We start from the raw sequence: 15,891 nt of genomic DNA, 5'->3' as shown, positions 1-15,891 counted from the left end.
ACCCTCACCCCGCCGCCGTCCAGGATCCGTGTTCGCGTGGGCACATCTTCTGCTGATTTCCCTCAATGCTCCCCTCTCCGTACATTCTATAAATGAATCCCTTTTCGATCCGTGGCATCATCTGCGCCATCTGAATCTCGTACAACCGACAGGATCGTAATATGGCCATCAAACACCTCCGTACCGCTTTCGCCAGCCAGTATCAGCCGGGCCAACCTGCCCGCCTTGTTGCCGGTGAGGCCTTGCAGGAGCCCGGTGGCGATTACGAGGCGCTGCACAAGCAGATGAAGCGGTTGTTTAACAGCAAGCCAGGGAAAAAATACGGTCGCTTCTCCGAAGACGTTGGTGAGTGCCCGTTCAGCGCGTGGCTGAAGGACTACCTGGAAGACAAGCAAACGTTTGCGGCGATGACTGATCGGTTGTTTGGCCAGTGGCAGGAACTTCTGAATGGCAGTCAGGAGGAGTTTGATGGCCACCTGATGGTGGCGCACGACGCTTTGGCCGATTCGGAGGTGGTGTATCTGTTTATTCTGGAAACGGATAGCGCGATGCGTTTCGATGGCAGCCAGAAGCTGGACGCGACCGATGTTCTGAGCTTGTCCCGCCTGAACCTTGCCGTGCGCATTGAGTTGGACGATTGGCGCGATGGCAAAGACAGCGACAACTACATGACCCTGGTGCACGCCCGGGGCACGGGTGACCCCGGTGAGTTGTTTATTCGTTTGTGTGCTTTCACCAATAGCGTGGATGTGGAGAAAGAAACCACCACGTTCCTGGATGCGGTCGAGGCTTTTGCAAAGACCAGCGAGCCGGAGAAAGCCGGTGAAGTTCGTGCCAAGGCTTATGAGTTCTGTAAAGACCAGCATGCTTTGGGTGAGCCGGTGGCGATTGAGGCTTTGTCCAGTTATCTGGACGAGAGCCAGCCTGAGCGTTTTAAAGAGTTCGCCAGCAAGACTGTGGAGATGCCGGAAACCGGCGTTTTGCATCCGGACCACCGCAAGGTGAAGAAGCTGGTACGTATCGCCGGTTCTGGCGGGGGGATGAGTGTTTCGTTTTCATCGGATTTGGTGAATCAGGCGGTGTATTACGATCGCGACAAGGATGCGCTGACGATTACTCGTTTGCCTAAGGCTTTGCGGGAGCAGTTGCAGCGGTATCTTGAGGCTCGTGAGGAGTGATCTGGTTTATGTAGCCTGAAGGTTTGGGGGCGGGTTGCGGGGTGAGGATTCTTTTTTCCTTGGAAAAATAACTCGCTTCGCTCAGACATCTTTTTCCGGCGGAAAAAAGAATCCTCACCCCACACCGGCAGAATTTTTTGGGATACTGATTTAAGGAAAAAGATTTAAAGAAAAATCTTATCTTGCGTTGGTGTCGCTGCCGCCTACCCCTCTGTTAACGGCTCTTTTTCATCGTCCCATCTGGGGCGATTGGCTCTTAGTTTTCTGACTTCTTGCATCCAGCCTACGCCGTCGATTAGATCACCGGTTTCGTGGTCGATGGGCGGGTACGGCAGGTTTCGGTCGTCGCAGTAGCGCTTGACCGTGGGTTGGCACCATGCGAACAGCAAGCGGTTGTATTCATCCTCCGGCATCCGCCGCTGGTCAAACATGCCTGCCAGTTTCCGCTGCCTCTGGGCTTCCGAGAGGATGATTGAACAGGCCGCCGACACGTTTAGCGATTCCACCATCCCCATCATCGGCACCACGATGTGCTCATCTGCTTGTTCGGCGGTAACCGGGTTCACCCCATCTACTTCATTGCCCATGATAATCGTACAGGGCACGGTAAAATCCACATCCCGAAAATCCACGGCACGGTCTGACAGCTGAGCGGCATAGATTTTATGGCCCTGCCCTTTCAACTCGGCCACCGCTTCTTTCATGGTCGTATGAGTGTGGGTGGTGACCCAGTGGTAACTGCCACCGGCGGTTTTCCTGAACGCCCGGAAGCCTTCTTTCGGCCACACCACGTGCATATTGGCCAACCCGAAGGCATCGCAGGAACGGATGATGGCGGAGAGGTTTCTGGGTTTATGCACCTGATCGGTCAGCACCCGAAGGTCTGGCTGGCGGGTGTCGAGGATGTGTTTGATTCGGGCGAGGCGTTCGGGGGTCATATTTCGAGTTTCGTATAGTTACAGGAGCGATCACGAAGCAATCAAATACCTTGAAGACTCCAGCTCCGACTGTCGGGGAAGGGTTTTGGGGTGGGTTTTCCAAAAATTTCGTAGGCCATGGATGGCCGGAGAGAAGCGCACATGGATGTGCTCGTAGCGGTTTTTGGAAAACCCACCCCAAAAGCCTTCTAACACCAAGGCCGAGAATAATAGCACAGTGTTTGGTAAGGAATACCGAGACAACGGTGGTTGAAGTTTAATCACGCCGGTATAATGTGCCGTCCAATTTTTGCCAGCGCCAAAAACACCACATCCGGCGCAACATACACCAAACCGCGTGAGACCCATGGCCAAGAAGCTGTACATCAAAACCCACGGCTGCCAAATGAACGAGTACGACTCCGCCCGCATGGCAGACCTACTCAAAACTGGCGAGCCCGTCGAAATGACCGACTCACCAGAAGACGCCGACATTCTGCTGCTGAACACCTGCTCCATCCGTGAAAAAGCTCAGGAAAAAGTGTTCCACCAACTCGGCCGTTGGAAAAAACTCAAAAGCGACAAGCCCGACACCATCATCGGCGTCGGCGGCTGTGTGGCAAGCCAGGAAGGTCAGGCGATCATCGACCGGGCACCGTATGTCGATATGGTCTTCGGCCCACAAACCCTGCATCGCTTGCCGGATATGATCACTGAAGTGCGCGCCAAAGGTAACGGCGTTGGTGTGGTTGACGTGAGTTTCCCGGAAATCGAAAAATTCGACAACCTGCCGGACCCCGGCGCTGATGGCCCGTCTGCGTTTGTTTCCATCATGGAAGGCTGCAGCAAGTACTGCACTTTCTGCGTGGTGCCCTACACCCGCGGTGAAGAAGTCAGCCGCCCAGTGGATGATGTGATTGCAGAGGTTGCTCACCTGGCCAGTCAGGGCGTGCGTGAGGTTAACCTGCTGGGCCAGAACGTCAACGCCTACCGTGGCGAAACCCACGATGGTGATGTGATGGACATGGCGGAGCTGGTTGAGCTGATCGCCACCATCGATGGCATCGACCGTATCCGCTACACCACCTCTCACCCGGTAGAATTTAGCGATTCTCTGATCGAAGTGTATGAGCGGGTTCCCGAGTTGGTCAGCCACCTGCACCTGCCAGTACAAAGCGGTTCCGATCGCATTCTGGCGGCCATGAAACGTGGCCACACGGCTTTGGAGTACAAATCCAAGCTGCGCCGTCTGCGCAAGATTCGCCCGGATATCAGTTTCTCGTCTGATTTCATTATTGGCTTCCCCGGTGAAACCGATAAAGATTTCGAGGACACCATGAAGCTGATCAACGACATCGGTTTTGATATGTCGTTCAGTTTCATTTACAGCGCTCGCCCGGGTACACCGGCGGCGGATTTGCCTGACGATACGCCGATGGAAGTGAAAAAGCAGCGTCTGAAGATTCTACAGGATCGCATCAACCAGACGGTGATGGACATCAGCCGCAAGATGGTTGGATCCACTCAGCGCATTCTGGTTACCGGGCTTTCCAAGAAAGATCCTGGTGAATACTCAGGCCGCACCGAAAACAACCGGATTGTGAATTTCCGCCACGAAAACCCGGAGATCGTCGGGCACTTTATCGATGTGGAGATTGTCGAGGCTTACGCGAACTCCTTGCGTGGTGTGCCTGTGGATTCGGCGATGTACTAGGTTTTGGCCCCCATGTGATGTTGGTGCGGTGATGGGAGGCGGGTTGATGCAGCCTCCCAAAAACCGCTCCTTCGGCACATCCATGTGGCGCTTCTGCTCCGCCATCCATGGCTCCGCACATTTTTGGGAGGCTTCACCAACCCACCTCCTTTCAACTTCACGATGGCATGAAAAAAACCAAAGGCCTAAAACCGCAAAAGGTAATAGACCTGCACTTGTTTTTTCACTATCGAGCCTGCACATTATTTGAACGGTTCAGTGTTGGTAAGGCTTTCCAAAAATCTGGAGCGCCAGGGATGGCGCGACGAAGCCCTACACGGACGTATTTACGTGGCGTTTTTTGGAAAGCCTTACCAACACTGAACCAACGCACTAACTTGGAAATGCTGACTCCCTCTTGAAACGAGGGAAGCAAACCAATACGGAGTAAGATTGAACACTCAAGACAGCAGACAATTTGACCTGCACCCCGTAGACCAGCGACGTCTCACCACGCTGTGCGGGCAATTTGATGAACACCTGAAGATGATCGAAAAGCGACTGCAGGTGAAAGTCGGCCGTCGCGGCCACCACTTCCGGGTTGAGGGTGCCACTGAAAACGTCGCCGCAGCCACCGAAGTTATTCGCCACATGTACCGGGAAACCGAAGCTGTGGACGATATCGCACCAGATACCGTACACCTGTTTATTCGGGAAACCGGGCTAGAGCGGCTGCCGGACGACGTACCTTATAACGAAGGGCAAATTACCGTCATCAAAACACCCAAGTTGACGGCTAAGCCCCGGGGGCTGAACCAGCAGAAGTATGTTCACAGCGTTCGCACCCACGACATCAACTTTGGCATTGGCCCGGCAGGTACCGGTAAAACCTGGTTAGCCGTAGCCTGCGCGGTGGAAGCTCTGAAAGATGAGCAGGTGAAACGCATTTTGCTGGTGCGCCCTGCGGTCGAAGCTGGCGAGAAACTGGGCTTTTTGCCGGGTGACCTTGCCCAAAAGGTAGACCCATATCTGCGCCCGCTTTACGACGCGCTTTACGAAATGCTCGGGTTCGAGCAAACCACCCGGTTGATCGAGAAAAGTGTGATCGAGATTGCGCCGCTGGCGTTTATGCGTGGCCGTACGCTCAACAACTCGTTTATCATTTTGGACGAAAGCCAAAACACCACCCGGGAACAAATGAAAATGTTCCTGACCCGAATCGGGTTTGGCTCTACTGCGGTGATTACCGGCGACACCACGCAGGTGGATTTGCCGCGAGGTCAGGATTCCGGGCTGATCCATGCGGCCAGCGTTTTGAGCAACGTACGGGGTATCGGGTTTACCCGTTTCGAGTCTAAAGACGTGGTTCGTCATCCGTTGGTTCAACGCATTGTTGAAGCTTACGATTCCTTTAACGACGGAAGCGGCCCGCGCACATGAGCCAGTTGACCGTTGATTTTCAAAATGCCTTCGAAGGCGAAGGCATTCCTGAGCTATCCAGCTTTCAGAAATGGGCCGGGATTGCCTGGCAGGGTGATGCAGATTCCGAGGTGACGATTCGCATCGTTGACGTGGAAGAAAGCCAATCACTGAACCTTCAGTACCGTGGAAAGGACAAACCCACCAATGTTTTGTCCTTTCCATTTGAGGCACCAGCGGGTATAACATTTTCTCTGGCGGGTGATCTTGTTATTTGCGCGCCGGTTGTTGAAAAAGAAGCCCGGGAACAGCATAAAGAACCTGTGGCCCACTGGGCCCATATGGTGATCCACGGCATGCTGCACCTTCAGGGCTACGACCACATTGAAGACAGTGATGCCGAGGTTATGGAGAGCCTCGAAATCCAGCTGCTTGCGCAGCTCGGGTTTGCTAACCCTTACGAAGCAGAGGAAACGGAAAAAGACTCATGAGCGACGATCAGTCGAGTCGCAGTCAGGGCAACAAGTCCTGGCTGGAGCGTATTTCACAGGCCTTTTCCAGTGGGCCGGAGTCCGTTGAGGACGTACTGGAAATTCTGAGGGATGCCGAATCCCAGGAAATCATCGATACCGATTCAATGAGTATTATTGAAGGTGCGATGCAGGTGATTGATATGCGCGTGGAGGAAATCATGATTCCACGCTCACAGATGATCACCGTCAAGGCCTCTCAGGAGCCGAAAGAATTTCTTCCCGATATCATTGCCTCTGCCCACAGCCGATTCCCGGTGATCGGTGAAAGCCCGGACGACATCCTCGGCGTATTGCTGGCGAAAGATTTATTGCCGCTGGCCCTCGATGACGGGCTGGATTGGTCTCATATCCGCGAAATCCTCCGACCACCAACCTTTGTGCCCGAGAGCAAGCGTCTGAACCAGCTGCTCAAGGAATTCAAAGAAAATCGCAATCACATGGCGATCGTTGTTGATGAGTACGGCGGCACCGCCGGCCTGATCACCATCGAGGATGTACTCGAGCAGATTGTCGGCGAGATCGAAGACGAGCATGACTTCGACGAAGAAACCCATATCAAGGCCCGAGGCGATGGCACCTACGCGGTGAAAGCTGTTACCCCGATCGATGATTTCAACGAATTCTTCGAAACCGGCATGGACGAAGAAGAGTTCGATACTATTGGTGGATTGGTCCTAAAAGAGTTTGGCCACCTGCCCAGACGCGGTGAAACGGTTGAATTCGGCGGCTTGCAGTTTACCATTGCCAACGCCGATAACCGTGTCATCCGTTTGCTGCAGGTAACCCGAAGTGACTCATGAGCCTTCCCCAAGCCACCCGCTAAATCTCAAGTTTTCAGCCAACCCCTGGTTCAGCTCGGCGATCCTCCTGATCGCCGGCGCTGTGCAAACGCTGACCTTCTCCCCGTTCCACCTCTGGTGGCTCGGGCCGCTGTCGGCGTTTCTGATTCTTCTGGTAGCGCTGCACCAACCTTCTGAAAAACTGTTCCGCGCAGGCTGGCTGGTGGGTCTGGGTTTGTTTGGCTCTGGCGCCAGCTGGATCTATATCAGCATCAGCGAGCACGGCAACACGCCCGTTCCGGTCGCGGTTATCTTGATGGTTTTATTTGTGGCAGGCCTCGCGCTGTTTCACGGGCTGGCGTTCTGGTTCTGGGGCAAACTGGCAAAACAAAACCTGATTCGCCGGTTGATCCTGTTTCCCGCAATCTGGCTATTGGGCGACTGGTTGCGCGGCTGGCTGCTCACCGGTTTTCCCTGGCTTTATCTGGGCACTGCTCATACCGACGGCCCTCTTGCGGGCCTGGCGCCGGTCACTGGCGTTCACGGCATCACCTTCTGGGTAACCGCCACAGCCGCGGCCGCTTATGCATTCTGGTGGCTGCTGCGTGCCGGTCGCACCAAAGCAGCGGCCGCAACCATTGTGGTGGCCCTGCTGCCGTGGGTCGTGGCACCGGCATTGAATAAAATCGACTGGACCGAGATCAGCGAGGAACCGGCCAGTTTTGTCACCATGCAAGGCAACATCCCCCAACAGATCAAGTGGGATCCGGATTTCCTGCGCGACCAGATCGTCACCTATCTGGGTATGACCGAGGAACACTGGCAAGCTGATATCATTCTGTGGCCAGAAACCGCGATCCCGATTCCACAGGATCAAGCCGGGCCGATCTTCGCCCACATTCAGGAACGACTGGGTGAAAACAGCACGTTGATTACCGGCATTCCCTGGTATGGCTACAGCGAGAAGAAAGCGGGTAACACCTTCCACAACAGCATCATGGCGCTGGGTAACGGTGACGGCATCTATCACAAACAAAAACTGGTACCGTTCGGCGAGTACGTTCCGCTGGAGGGCCTGCTCAGAGGTCTGATCGGTTTTTTCGATCTGCCCATGAGCAGCTTTTCGCCCGGCCCAAGTAACCAATCGCCATTGCAAGCCAATGGCACTAACGTGATGCCGTACATTTGCTATGAGGTGGCTTACCCGGATTTCGTGGCCTTCAACGCCCGCAACTCCGGACTGTTGCTCACCATCAGTAATGATGGCTGGTTCGGTGACTCCATCGGCCCGCTGCAACACCTCCAGCTGGCTCGCATGCGCGCTCTGGAAACCGGTCGCTATATGCTGCGTGGCACCAACAACGGCGTCACCACCATCATCAATGAAAAAGGCCAGATGACAGAGCGCGCCCCCCAGTTCAAGCGTACCGTGCTGACCGGCGAAGTGTTCACGGCCAGTGGCAGCACGCCCTACATGCAAACCGGCTCGTGGCCGGTACTCACTCTGGCGCTGATTCTCATCGTCTTCGTGCGGGAACGGGTGATACCGAAGCGTTGATCCTCAGTCCTTTTCGGCCTTATTTGGCCAGCGACTCGTTACCCGCTCAAAATAGTGCGAGTCGCAGGCCTCACACGGTTCAAGATGGCTGGTTTTGGTCAGGCACAGCATATGACTGCAGTTCAGGCACCGGAACATTCCCGCCGTAGCCACTTCCCCAGCGATGTACTGCCCTACTTCCTCGTTTTCGAGCTTCTGCTTCAGCGCCAGCGTGTCTACCAGAGTCTGGTCGGCTACTGACAGCAACCTGTCAGTCAGGGTTTGCTCCAGCAATGAGATGTCCAGTTGCAGCCACTCTTTCAAACCTTCCCCGGTTTCTTCGACAAAGTGCATCAGGTGTTCCAGATCTCGCTTGAGATACGCACCTAACAAGTCGGCTTCTTCGCGGGTCATTTCTTCCAGTTCGTATTCGAACTCGACGGCTTTCTGAATCTCCTCCTCCAAAGTCTGCGCGGAGGTTTCCTGAAGCATATGCAAGCGAGATTGCACACGTTCCAGCATTCGGTCATAGGCCTCAAGAGCCTTACCAGAAAGATGGTTGCGCTCGGGTTCTGTCATGTTCGACCTCTCATCGGCTGAAAAACTTCAACAATAGGAAGTCTGGCACAAGTCCGACAAATTGGCAGACTACCTGTTAAGCCGCGGGTGCGTTAGAATGTTCGGCCTTTTCGAACATCATTCTGACACAGGGTAATTTTGGTAATGGCAGGACTGGACGAGCAATACAATCCAAGCGATGTAGAACAGACCGCCCGTGACTTCTGGGAAACCAACGAAACCTTCAAGGTTGTAGAAGATCCGAGCAAGCCCAAGTACTACTGCCTGTCTATGTTCCCGTACCCGAGCGGCAAGCTGCACATGGGCCACGTGCGCAACTACACCATCGGCGACGTGATCTCACGCTACCAGCGCATGCAGGGCAAAAACGTTATGCAGCCCATGGGCTGGGACGCCTTCGGTCTACCCGCCGAAAACGCCGCCATTGCCAACAAGACTGCACCCGCCAAATGGACCCGTTCCAACATTGAATACATGAAGAACCAGCTCAAGCAGCTGGGTTTCGGGTACGACTGGAATCGGGAACTGGCCACCTGTGATCCCGAATACTACCGCTGGGAACAGTGGTTCTTCGCCCGCCTTTATGAGAAAGGCCTGGTGTACAAGAAAATGTCCACCGTTAACTGGGACCCGGTTGACCAGACCGTGCTTGCCAACGAGCAGGTCGTGGATGGCCGTGGCTGGCGCTCCGGCGCTCTGGTTGAGCAGAAGAAAATTCCTCAGTGGTTTATCCGTATTACCGACTACGCGGAAGAACTTCTGGACGATCTGGAAGACCTCGACGGCTGGCCCGAACAGGTCAAAACCATGCAGCGCAACTGGATCGGCAAATCCACCGGTACCGAGCTGACCTTCCCGCTGAAAGATCGCGAAGACGGCCTGACCGTTTACACCACGCGCCCGGATACCCTGATGGGTGTGAGTTACATGGCCGTTGCGGCCGAGCATCCGCTAGCCAAAGCCGCCAGTGAGCGCCACCCGGATGTGGCCGAGTTTGTTGAACAGTGCCGCAACAGCAAAGTGGCTGAGGCCGAAATGGCCACCATGGAGAAGAAAGGCATCGACACCGGCTTCAAAGCGATTCATCCGCTGACTCAGGAAGAAATTCCGGTGTGGGTCGCCAACTTCGTGCTGATGGACTACGGCACAGGTGCCCTAATGGCGGTTCCCGGTCACGATGAACGCGACCACGAATTCGCGCTCAAGTACAAACTGCCGGTCAAGCAAGTCATCGCCCCGAGCGATCACGAAGAGATCGACGTACAGGAAAAAGCCTACACCGAAAAAGGTATTCTGGTTTCGTCCGGTAAATACAGCGGCCTGACCAGCGATGAAGCTTTCGAGGAAATTGCCAGCTTCCTGGAAGAAAACAACATCGGTAAGCGCACAGTAAACTATCGTCTGCGTGACTGGGGTGTTTCACGCCAGCGTTACTGGGGCGCACCTATTCCGATGATGACTCTGGAAGACGGCACCGAAATGCCGGTTCCGGACGACCGCCTGCCGGTACGCCTGCCCGAAGACGTTGAGATGGACGGTGTCCAGTCCCCCATCAAGGCCGATATCGAATGGTGCAAGACCGAGTTCAACGGTCAGCGAGCCACTCTGGAAACCGACACCTTCGACACCTTCATGGAGTCTTCCTGGTACTACGCCCGCTTCTGTAGCCCCAACTACGATCAGGGCATGCTGGACCCAGCCGCGGCCAACTACTGGCTGCCGGTAGATCAGTACATCGGCGGCATCGAACACGCCATCCTGCACCTGCTGTACGCGCGTTTCTTCCACAAATTGCTGCGTGACGTTGGCCTGGTAGACAGCTCCGAGCCGTTCAAGCGCCTGCTGACCCAGGGCATGGTGTTGGCGGAAACCTACTACCGCAACGAAGAGAACGGCGGCAAGTCCTGGTACAACCCGTCCGAAGTCACGGTCGAGCGCGACGGCAAAGGCCAGGTGGTGCGAGCCATTCTGAAATCGGATGGTCAGCCGGTCGAGATTGGCGGCGTGACCAAGATGTCCAAGTCGAAAAATAACGGTATCGACCCGCAGTCGATCATCGATGAGCACGGCGCCGATACCGTACGTTTGTTCATGATGTTTGCAGCTCCCCCGGAGCAGTCTCTGGAATGGTCTGACAGCGGCGTTGAAGGCGCTCATCGCTTCCTCAAGCGCCTGTGGCGCATTGTTCATGAGCACACCAGCCAGGGCGAAGCTCCGGCTCTGGACGTGGCGAGCCTGAACGACGCCCAGAAAAACCTGCGTCGCAAGACCCACGAAACCATTGCTAAAGTCAGCGATGACATCAGCCGTCGCCTGACCTTCAACACCTCCATTGCCGCAACCATGGAGCTGCTCAATGAAGTCAGCAAGCTGGCCGGTGATGAACCTCAGAGCCGCGCGGTTCGTCAGGAAGCTCTGGATGTTGCCGTGCTGGTACTGTCACCGATCGTTCCGCACATCTGTCACCAGCTCTGGCACGCACTTGGCCACAGCGAAACCGTAGTCGATGCCAGCTGGCCGGTTGCTGACGAAAGCGCCATGGTCCGCAGCGAGATTGAAGTTGTACTGCAGGTGAATGGCAAGGTGCGCGCCAAGCAGAGTGTTCCGGCCGACATCAGCAAAGACGATCTTGAAAAGATTGCGTTGGAGAACGAGAACGTACAACGCTTTACCGACGGCAAAACAGTTCGTAAAGTGATTGTGGTTCCGGGCAAGCTCGTAAACGTGGTAGCTAACTGATATGAGATGGGTGCCTCTGACTCTGAAAACCATTCGGTTACCGCTCCTTGCGGTGATGACCGCGGTCGCGGTTTCCGGCTGCGGCTTTCAGTTAAGGGGCACCTCGCCGGTACCAGCGGCTTTGCAGCCTTTGGCGGTGAACTGCCCTAATTCCTTGCCGGCGCGCTTTTGCGAGTCGGTTCGCGAGCAATTATCGCTTGGTGGCATAGAGCTTGAGCCCGCCGAAACGGCGGATTACGTGCTCACACTCAGGGATTACAACCAGGATCGGCGGGCTTCGGCCATTACTGCTCAGGCTTCAGCCGCCGAGTATGTGCTGCGCCACACTGTGACCATCGAGCTGCTCACAGCCAATAACGTCCCGCTCATCGCCGCAACAGATCTCAACGCCAGCGAAACCTATCGCTACGATGAAACCAACGTTCTCGCCAAACAGCGGGAGGAAGAAGAGCTCCAACAGCAGCTCGGCGACCGTCTTGCCCAGCAGGTTATTTTCCGCTTGGTGCCGATGACTCAAGAGCGTATAGACGCAGCGTTGGAAGCCCATTCAGCTGATCAGAAGCCTTCAGAGTCCCCATGAAGATTCAGGCCGGCCAACTCCCTCAAACATTAAAAAAGGGTCTTGCACCGGTTTACCTCGTCTCGGGCGACGAACCCCTGCTGGTTCAGGAGTGCTGCGACCAGATCCGTAAGGCCGCCAAGAACGCCGGCTTTCATGATCGCCTGACCTACCACGCCGACCAGCAACTTGACTGGGGTTCGGTGGCGAACGAATGCAATGCCATGTCGTTGTTTGCCGAAAAGCGGCGCATCGAAATTCATTTACCGACCGGCAAACTCGGCGACGGCCGAAAAGTTATGGAGCAGATTCTCCAATCTCCGCCTGAAGACGTTGTCTTGCTGCTGATCAGCGCCAAACTCGACGCCGCCGAAACCAAACGAAAATGGTACAAGGATTTGCAGGCGAATGGCGTGCATGTGCCGGTTTGGCCTGTGGATTCAGACAAGTTCAGCGGATGGCTGCAACAAAGGGCAAGCAATCAAGGCCTTCACATTACCCGTGGGGCGCTGGGGATGCTGGCCGAGCGTCTGGAAGGCAATCTGCTTGCCGCCAGCCAGGAGCTTGACCGGCTCACATTGCTTTCGGACGGCAAAACCATCGATGAAGAAACCATCGAGATGGCGGTACAGGACAGTGCCCGTTTCAACGGCTTCGAGCTGGTTACGGAATTGCTTGCCGGCAAAGCAGCGCATGCTGGCAAGATCATCGGCATCCTGCAGCAGGAAGGAGACAACCCGCTGGGTTTGCTGAGTGTACTGGTTCGCGATTTGCATTTGATCATTGAACTGAAAACCGCGTTACCACCCGGCGATAACCCTGCGGGCTTTCTGAAAAAGCGCGGAGTGTTTCAGCCCAAGCGGGCTGGCGCCATTCAACAGGCCGCACGACGCTTAAGCCTTGCGCAACTACATCGGGCGATTGCGCTGTGCAGCACGACCGACCGGGCCGCCAAAGGGTACGGCGACCTGCCGCCATGGCACCATCTTCGTGATCTATCCGCCCTGCTTGCGGGCGCTCACTGATTCGGACCGACCGAACACGAAGCGTTACGAGCGTCCCTGCCCTCGATACCCGATGTTACCCTCTTCGCAGCTTGGTCACGCTCAGCCAGATACGTGTAACAAACATACACATTAATCAGGCCAAAGCCGGTTCCAGCACACCACCACTGTGTCATACTTCACATTAATAAATAATCACACTGCCATAATTCCGGCGACTTGATCATTTAGCCATCAACCAGTTTTCCAATTGGCCCAGGCACTCGATGTAGATGTGAGACACATGGACGATGAAAAAAACAATAGCCATACCTACGACACTTGCTGTCGCTCTTTCGACCAGCATAGTCATTGCTCAGAACACGCGCTTTAGTGATCCGGATTCGGTCGTAAAGAACGAATTCTGGGGCAACCTTTATGCCGGCGGCGGTTCTTCTTTTTTCTGTGACGAGCCCTTTAAGTCCAAGGGTTTTGTGATGACCGACGGGCATATTTATCCGCTCGCGGATATTCGCTCCGCTTTGGATTGCGGCACCAAGTCCCAATGTCGGCGGGATGATCGCTATCGTCAGATTGCGGCGGATTTGCACAATATGGTTCCGGTTCGCAGTCGGGTTGAGCTGAAGCGCCGAACGGCACGTTATGAGAATTTGAGTACGTCTATCAGTAAGGATGAGTGCGGCATTCGCACGAATAATCAGTTCTTTGAGCCGCCAGAGCGCATTAAGGGTGATGTTGCTCGTACCATGGCTTATATGGTGGATACTTACGATTTGCCGTGGCTGGGGGCGACGCCGGTGTTCCAGAATTGGAGCAAGATGGATCCGCCGGATGATAAGGAACTGACGCGGCATCGCAGGGTTGCAGAGATACAGGGTAACGAGAATCCGTTTGTGACCAATCCGGACCTGATTAATCGCCTGTGACCTAAACTTTGGGAGTAGGTGACGTTTAAGTATCCACAAAAAAGCAGGCCACCTGGGCCTGCTTTTTCACTTTCCGCACTTACGAAATCGTTTTAGATCTCGTTGGCATCCAGCGCCATCATGGCATCGCTGCCACTACGGATTCCTTCAGCCAGTGACACGGCTTTCGGCAACAAACGCTCAAAGTAGAAACGTGCTGTTTTTAGCTTGCCAGTGTAGAAGCCGGAGGTATCGCCTTCCGCCTTAGGTGCAGCGGCTTTAACCGCTTTCGCCCACATATAAGCCAGAGCGGTGTATCCGAACATGTCCAGGTAATCCACGGCAGCAGCGCCGATGGCGTTCGGGTTTTCACCCGCCTGCTTGATGACGTGCTCGGTGGTGTCTGCCAGTCGCTCCAAGGAGGCCGCCAGCGGCTCCAGGTATGGGCGCAAGGCTTCGTCACTGCTGTTTTCTTCGATGAACGCGCTCACGTCTTCTGCGAAGAGTTCGAACAGCTTGCCCTGGCTCGCAACAACTTTACGGCCCATCAGGTCCATGGCCTGGATACCGTTGGTGCCTTCGTAGATCTGGGTGATGCGACAGTCACGAACCAACTGCTCCTGGCCCCATTCGCGGATGAAGCCGTGACCACCGAAGACCTGCTGGCCGATGATGGTGGCTTCCAGTCCACGGTCGGTCAGGAAGGCTTTGGCAACCGGCGTCAGCAAAGCAACCATGCCTTCGGCGTGCTTGCGCTGTTCGTCGTTGTCGGAATACTTGGAGATGTCCAGCCACTTGGCCACGTATGTTGAGAAAGCACGGCCGCCTTCAACGTAGCTCTTCATGGTCAGCAGCATGCGACGCACGTCCGGGTGTACCAGAATCGGGTCTGCGGCTTTTTCTGGCTGCTGGGCGCCAGTCGGAGCACGGCTCTGGATACGCTCGTTGGCGTATTCACGTGCGCTTTGCAGGGAGGCTTCAGCAGCGCCGATGCCCTGGATACCAACACCCAGACGCTCGTAGTTCATCATGGTGAACATGGCGTTCAGACCTTTGTTTTCTTCGCCAACCAACCAACCTTTGGCGCCGTCAAAGTTCATGACACAAGTCGCAGAACCTTTGATGCCCATTTTCTTTTCAATGGAACCACAGCTGAACTGATTACGCTCGCCCAGAGAGCCGTCGTCGTTGACCATGAACTTCGGAACCAGGAACAAGGAGATGCCCTTCGGACCTTTCGGGGCATCCGGCAGTTTAGCCAGCACCAGGTGGATGATGTTCTCCGCCATGTCGTGCTCGCCCCAAGTGATGAAGATCTTGGTGCCGGTGATGTTAAAGGAGCCGTCGTCGTTGGGCTCAGCTTTGGTACGAATAATACCCAGGTCGGTACCGGCGTGCGGCTCGGTCAGATCCATGGCGCCGGACCATACGCCGGAGTACATGTTCGGCAGGTACTTTTCTTTCAGTTCCTGGCTGCCGTGGGCGTTCAACGCCAGGCAGGCACCAGCAGTCAGCATGGGGGCCAGGCCGAACGCCATGTTGGCGCCCTGCATCATTTCTTCAAATTGCGCCACCAAGGTTTTGGGCATGCCCATGCCGCCGAATTCCGGGTTGCCGCCCAGGCCGTTCCAGCCACCTTCTACGATGGTTTGATAAGCTTCTTTGAAGCCTTCCGGGCTGGTTACTTCACCTTCGTCCCACTTGCAGCCTTGCTCGTCGGCTTCGCGGTTCAGAGGAGCAAGAACGCCGCTGGTGATTTTTCCGGCTTCTTCCAGAATAGCATCGGCCGTTTCAGGATCGACGTTTTCAGCAATTCTTGGCAGTGAGGCCCACAGCGCAGGCGCATCAAACATTTCGTTCAGTACGAAACTCATATCACGAAGGGGGGCTTGATAATCAGCCATGTATAACTCTCCAGAAAATCAGTCAGTCTCTTCGGGGGTATGCTTAAACAATGGCCCTCTTGAGAAGGCTCCCGCTACATCCGCCCGATCGGCAATGTGTCCGTATCAACGTTATTATTCTGTGATCGGTATTCTACCTCAATAC

Annotated in this window: 13 protein-coding genes; 10 read left to right on the top strand and 3 right to left on the bottom strand. The window is 55.2% G+C overall.

The window, feature by feature from the left end:
* The first annotated feature begins 161 nt into the window (after window positions 1-161).
* Window positions 162-1,178: a nucleoid-associated protein gene (locus JAO79_RS06925; protein ID WP_199006443.1), complete on the top strand. Its 1,017-nt coding sequence runs from the start codon at window positions 162-164 to the stop codon at window positions 1,176-1,178.
* A 203-nt stretch (window positions 1,179-1,381) separates the two neighbouring features.
* On the opposite strand, the gene trmH is transcribed toward JAO79_RS06925, so the two are convergent.
* Window positions 1,382-2,116: a tRNA (guanosine(18)-2'-O)-methyltransferase TrmH gene (gene trmH / locus JAO79_RS06920; RefSeq protein WP_199006442.1), complete on the bottom strand. Its 735-nt coding sequence runs from the start codon at window positions 2,114-2,116 to the stop codon at window positions 1,382-1,384.
* 346 nt (window positions 2,117-2,462) lie between these two features.
* On the opposite strand from trmH, the gene miaB reads away from it, so the two are divergent.
* The 5 genes from miaB to lnt all read left to right on the top strand — a co-directional run bounded on the left by miaB (window position 2,463) and on the right by lnt (window position 8,077).
* Complete coding sequence (gene miaB / locus JAO79_RS06915) at window positions 2,463-3,809, top strand: tRNA (N6-isopentenyl adenosine(37)-C2)-methylthiotransferase MiaB (protein WP_199006441.1); 1,347 nt, start codon at window positions 2,463-2,465, stop codon at window positions 3,807-3,809.
* 432 nt (window positions 3,810-4,241) lie between these two features.
* A complete protein-coding gene (locus tag JAO79_RS06910) occupies window positions 4,242-5,228 on the top strand; it encodes a PhoH family protein (RefSeq protein WP_199006440.1) in 987 nt (328 codons plus the stop codon).
* Window positions 5,225-5,698 carry an rRNA maturation RNase YbeY gene (gene ybeY / locus JAO79_RS06905; protein WP_199006439.1) on the top strand — a complete coding sequence of 158 codons (474 nt, stop codon included), beginning with the start codon at window positions 5,225-5,227 and terminating at the stop codon, window positions 5,696-5,698. The genes JAO79_RS06910 and ybeY overlap by 4 nt, the downstream gene beginning before the upstream one ends.
* Window positions 5,695-6,540, top strand: coding sequence for an HlyC/CorC family transporter (locus JAO79_RS06900; protein WP_199006438.1), 846 nt, complete (start codon window positions 5,695-5,697; stop codon window positions 6,538-6,540). Before ybeY ends, JAO79_RS06900 begins: the two co-directional genes overlap by 4 nt.
* Window positions 6,530-8,077: an apolipoprotein N-acyltransferase gene (gene lnt / locus JAO79_RS06895; protein WP_199006437.1), complete on the top strand. Its 1,548-nt coding sequence runs from the start codon at window positions 6,530-6,532 to the stop codon at window positions 8,075-8,077. Before JAO79_RS06900 ends, lnt begins: the two co-directional genes overlap by 11 nt.
* 3 nt (window positions 8,078-8,080) lie before the next feature.
* On the opposite strand, the gene JAO79_RS06890 is transcribed toward lnt, so the two are convergent.
* Window positions 8,081-8,635, bottom strand: coding sequence for a zinc ribbon-containing protein (locus tag JAO79_RS06890; RefSeq protein ID WP_199006436.1), 555 nt, complete (start codon window positions 8,633-8,635; stop codon window positions 8,081-8,083).
* A gap of 153 nt (window positions 8,636-8,788) precedes the next feature.
* On the opposite strand from JAO79_RS06890, the gene leuS reads away from it, so the two are divergent.
* From leuS to JAO79_RS06870, 4 genes are all read left to right on the top strand, one after another.
* Window positions 8,789-11,374, top strand: coding sequence for a leucine--tRNA ligase (gene leuS / locus JAO79_RS06885; protein WP_199006652.1), 2,586 nt, complete (start codon window positions 8,789-8,791; stop codon window positions 11,372-11,374).
* A 1-nt stretch (window position 11,375) separates the two neighbouring features.
* Window positions 11,376-11,954, top strand: coding sequence for an LPS assembly lipoprotein LptE (gene lptE / locus JAO79_RS06880; RefSeq protein WP_199006435.1), 579 nt, complete (start codon window positions 11,376-11,378; stop codon window positions 11,952-11,954).
* Window positions 11,951-12,958 (top strand): DNA polymerase III subunit delta, encoded by a 1,008-nt coding sequence (holA, locus tag JAO79_RS06875; protein WP_199006434.1) that lies wholly within the window; start codon window positions 11,951-11,953, stop codon window positions 12,956-12,958. The genes lptE and holA overlap by 4 nt, the downstream gene beginning before the upstream one ends.
* Window positions 12,959-13,227: 269 nt before the next feature.
* Window positions 13,228-13,863, top strand: a complete 636-nt coding sequence (locus JAO79_RS06870; protein ID WP_199006433.1) for an endonuclease — start codon at window positions 13,228-13,230, stop codon at window positions 13,861-13,863.
* A gap of 92 nt (window positions 13,864-13,955) precedes the next feature.
* Here JAO79_RS06870 and JAO79_RS06865 read toward each other — a convergent pair whose 3' ends face one another.
* Window positions 13,956-15,746 carry an acyl-CoA dehydrogenase C-terminal domain-containing protein gene (locus JAO79_RS06865; protein WP_199006432.1) on the bottom strand — a complete coding sequence of 597 codons (1,791 nt, stop codon included), beginning with the start codon at window positions 15,744-15,746 and terminating at the stop codon, window positions 13,956-13,958.
* Window positions 15,747-15,891 lie beyond the last annotated feature (145 nt).

It is taken from the genome of Marinobacter litoralis (genome assembly GCF_016427555.1).
Lineage (GTDB): Bacteria > Pseudomonadota > Gammaproteobacteria > Pseudomonadales > Oleiphilaceae > Marinobacter > Marinobacter litoralis_A.
Note: the sequence above shows the minus strand (reverse complement) of the source record. Positions and strands in the feature narration are given on the sequence as shown.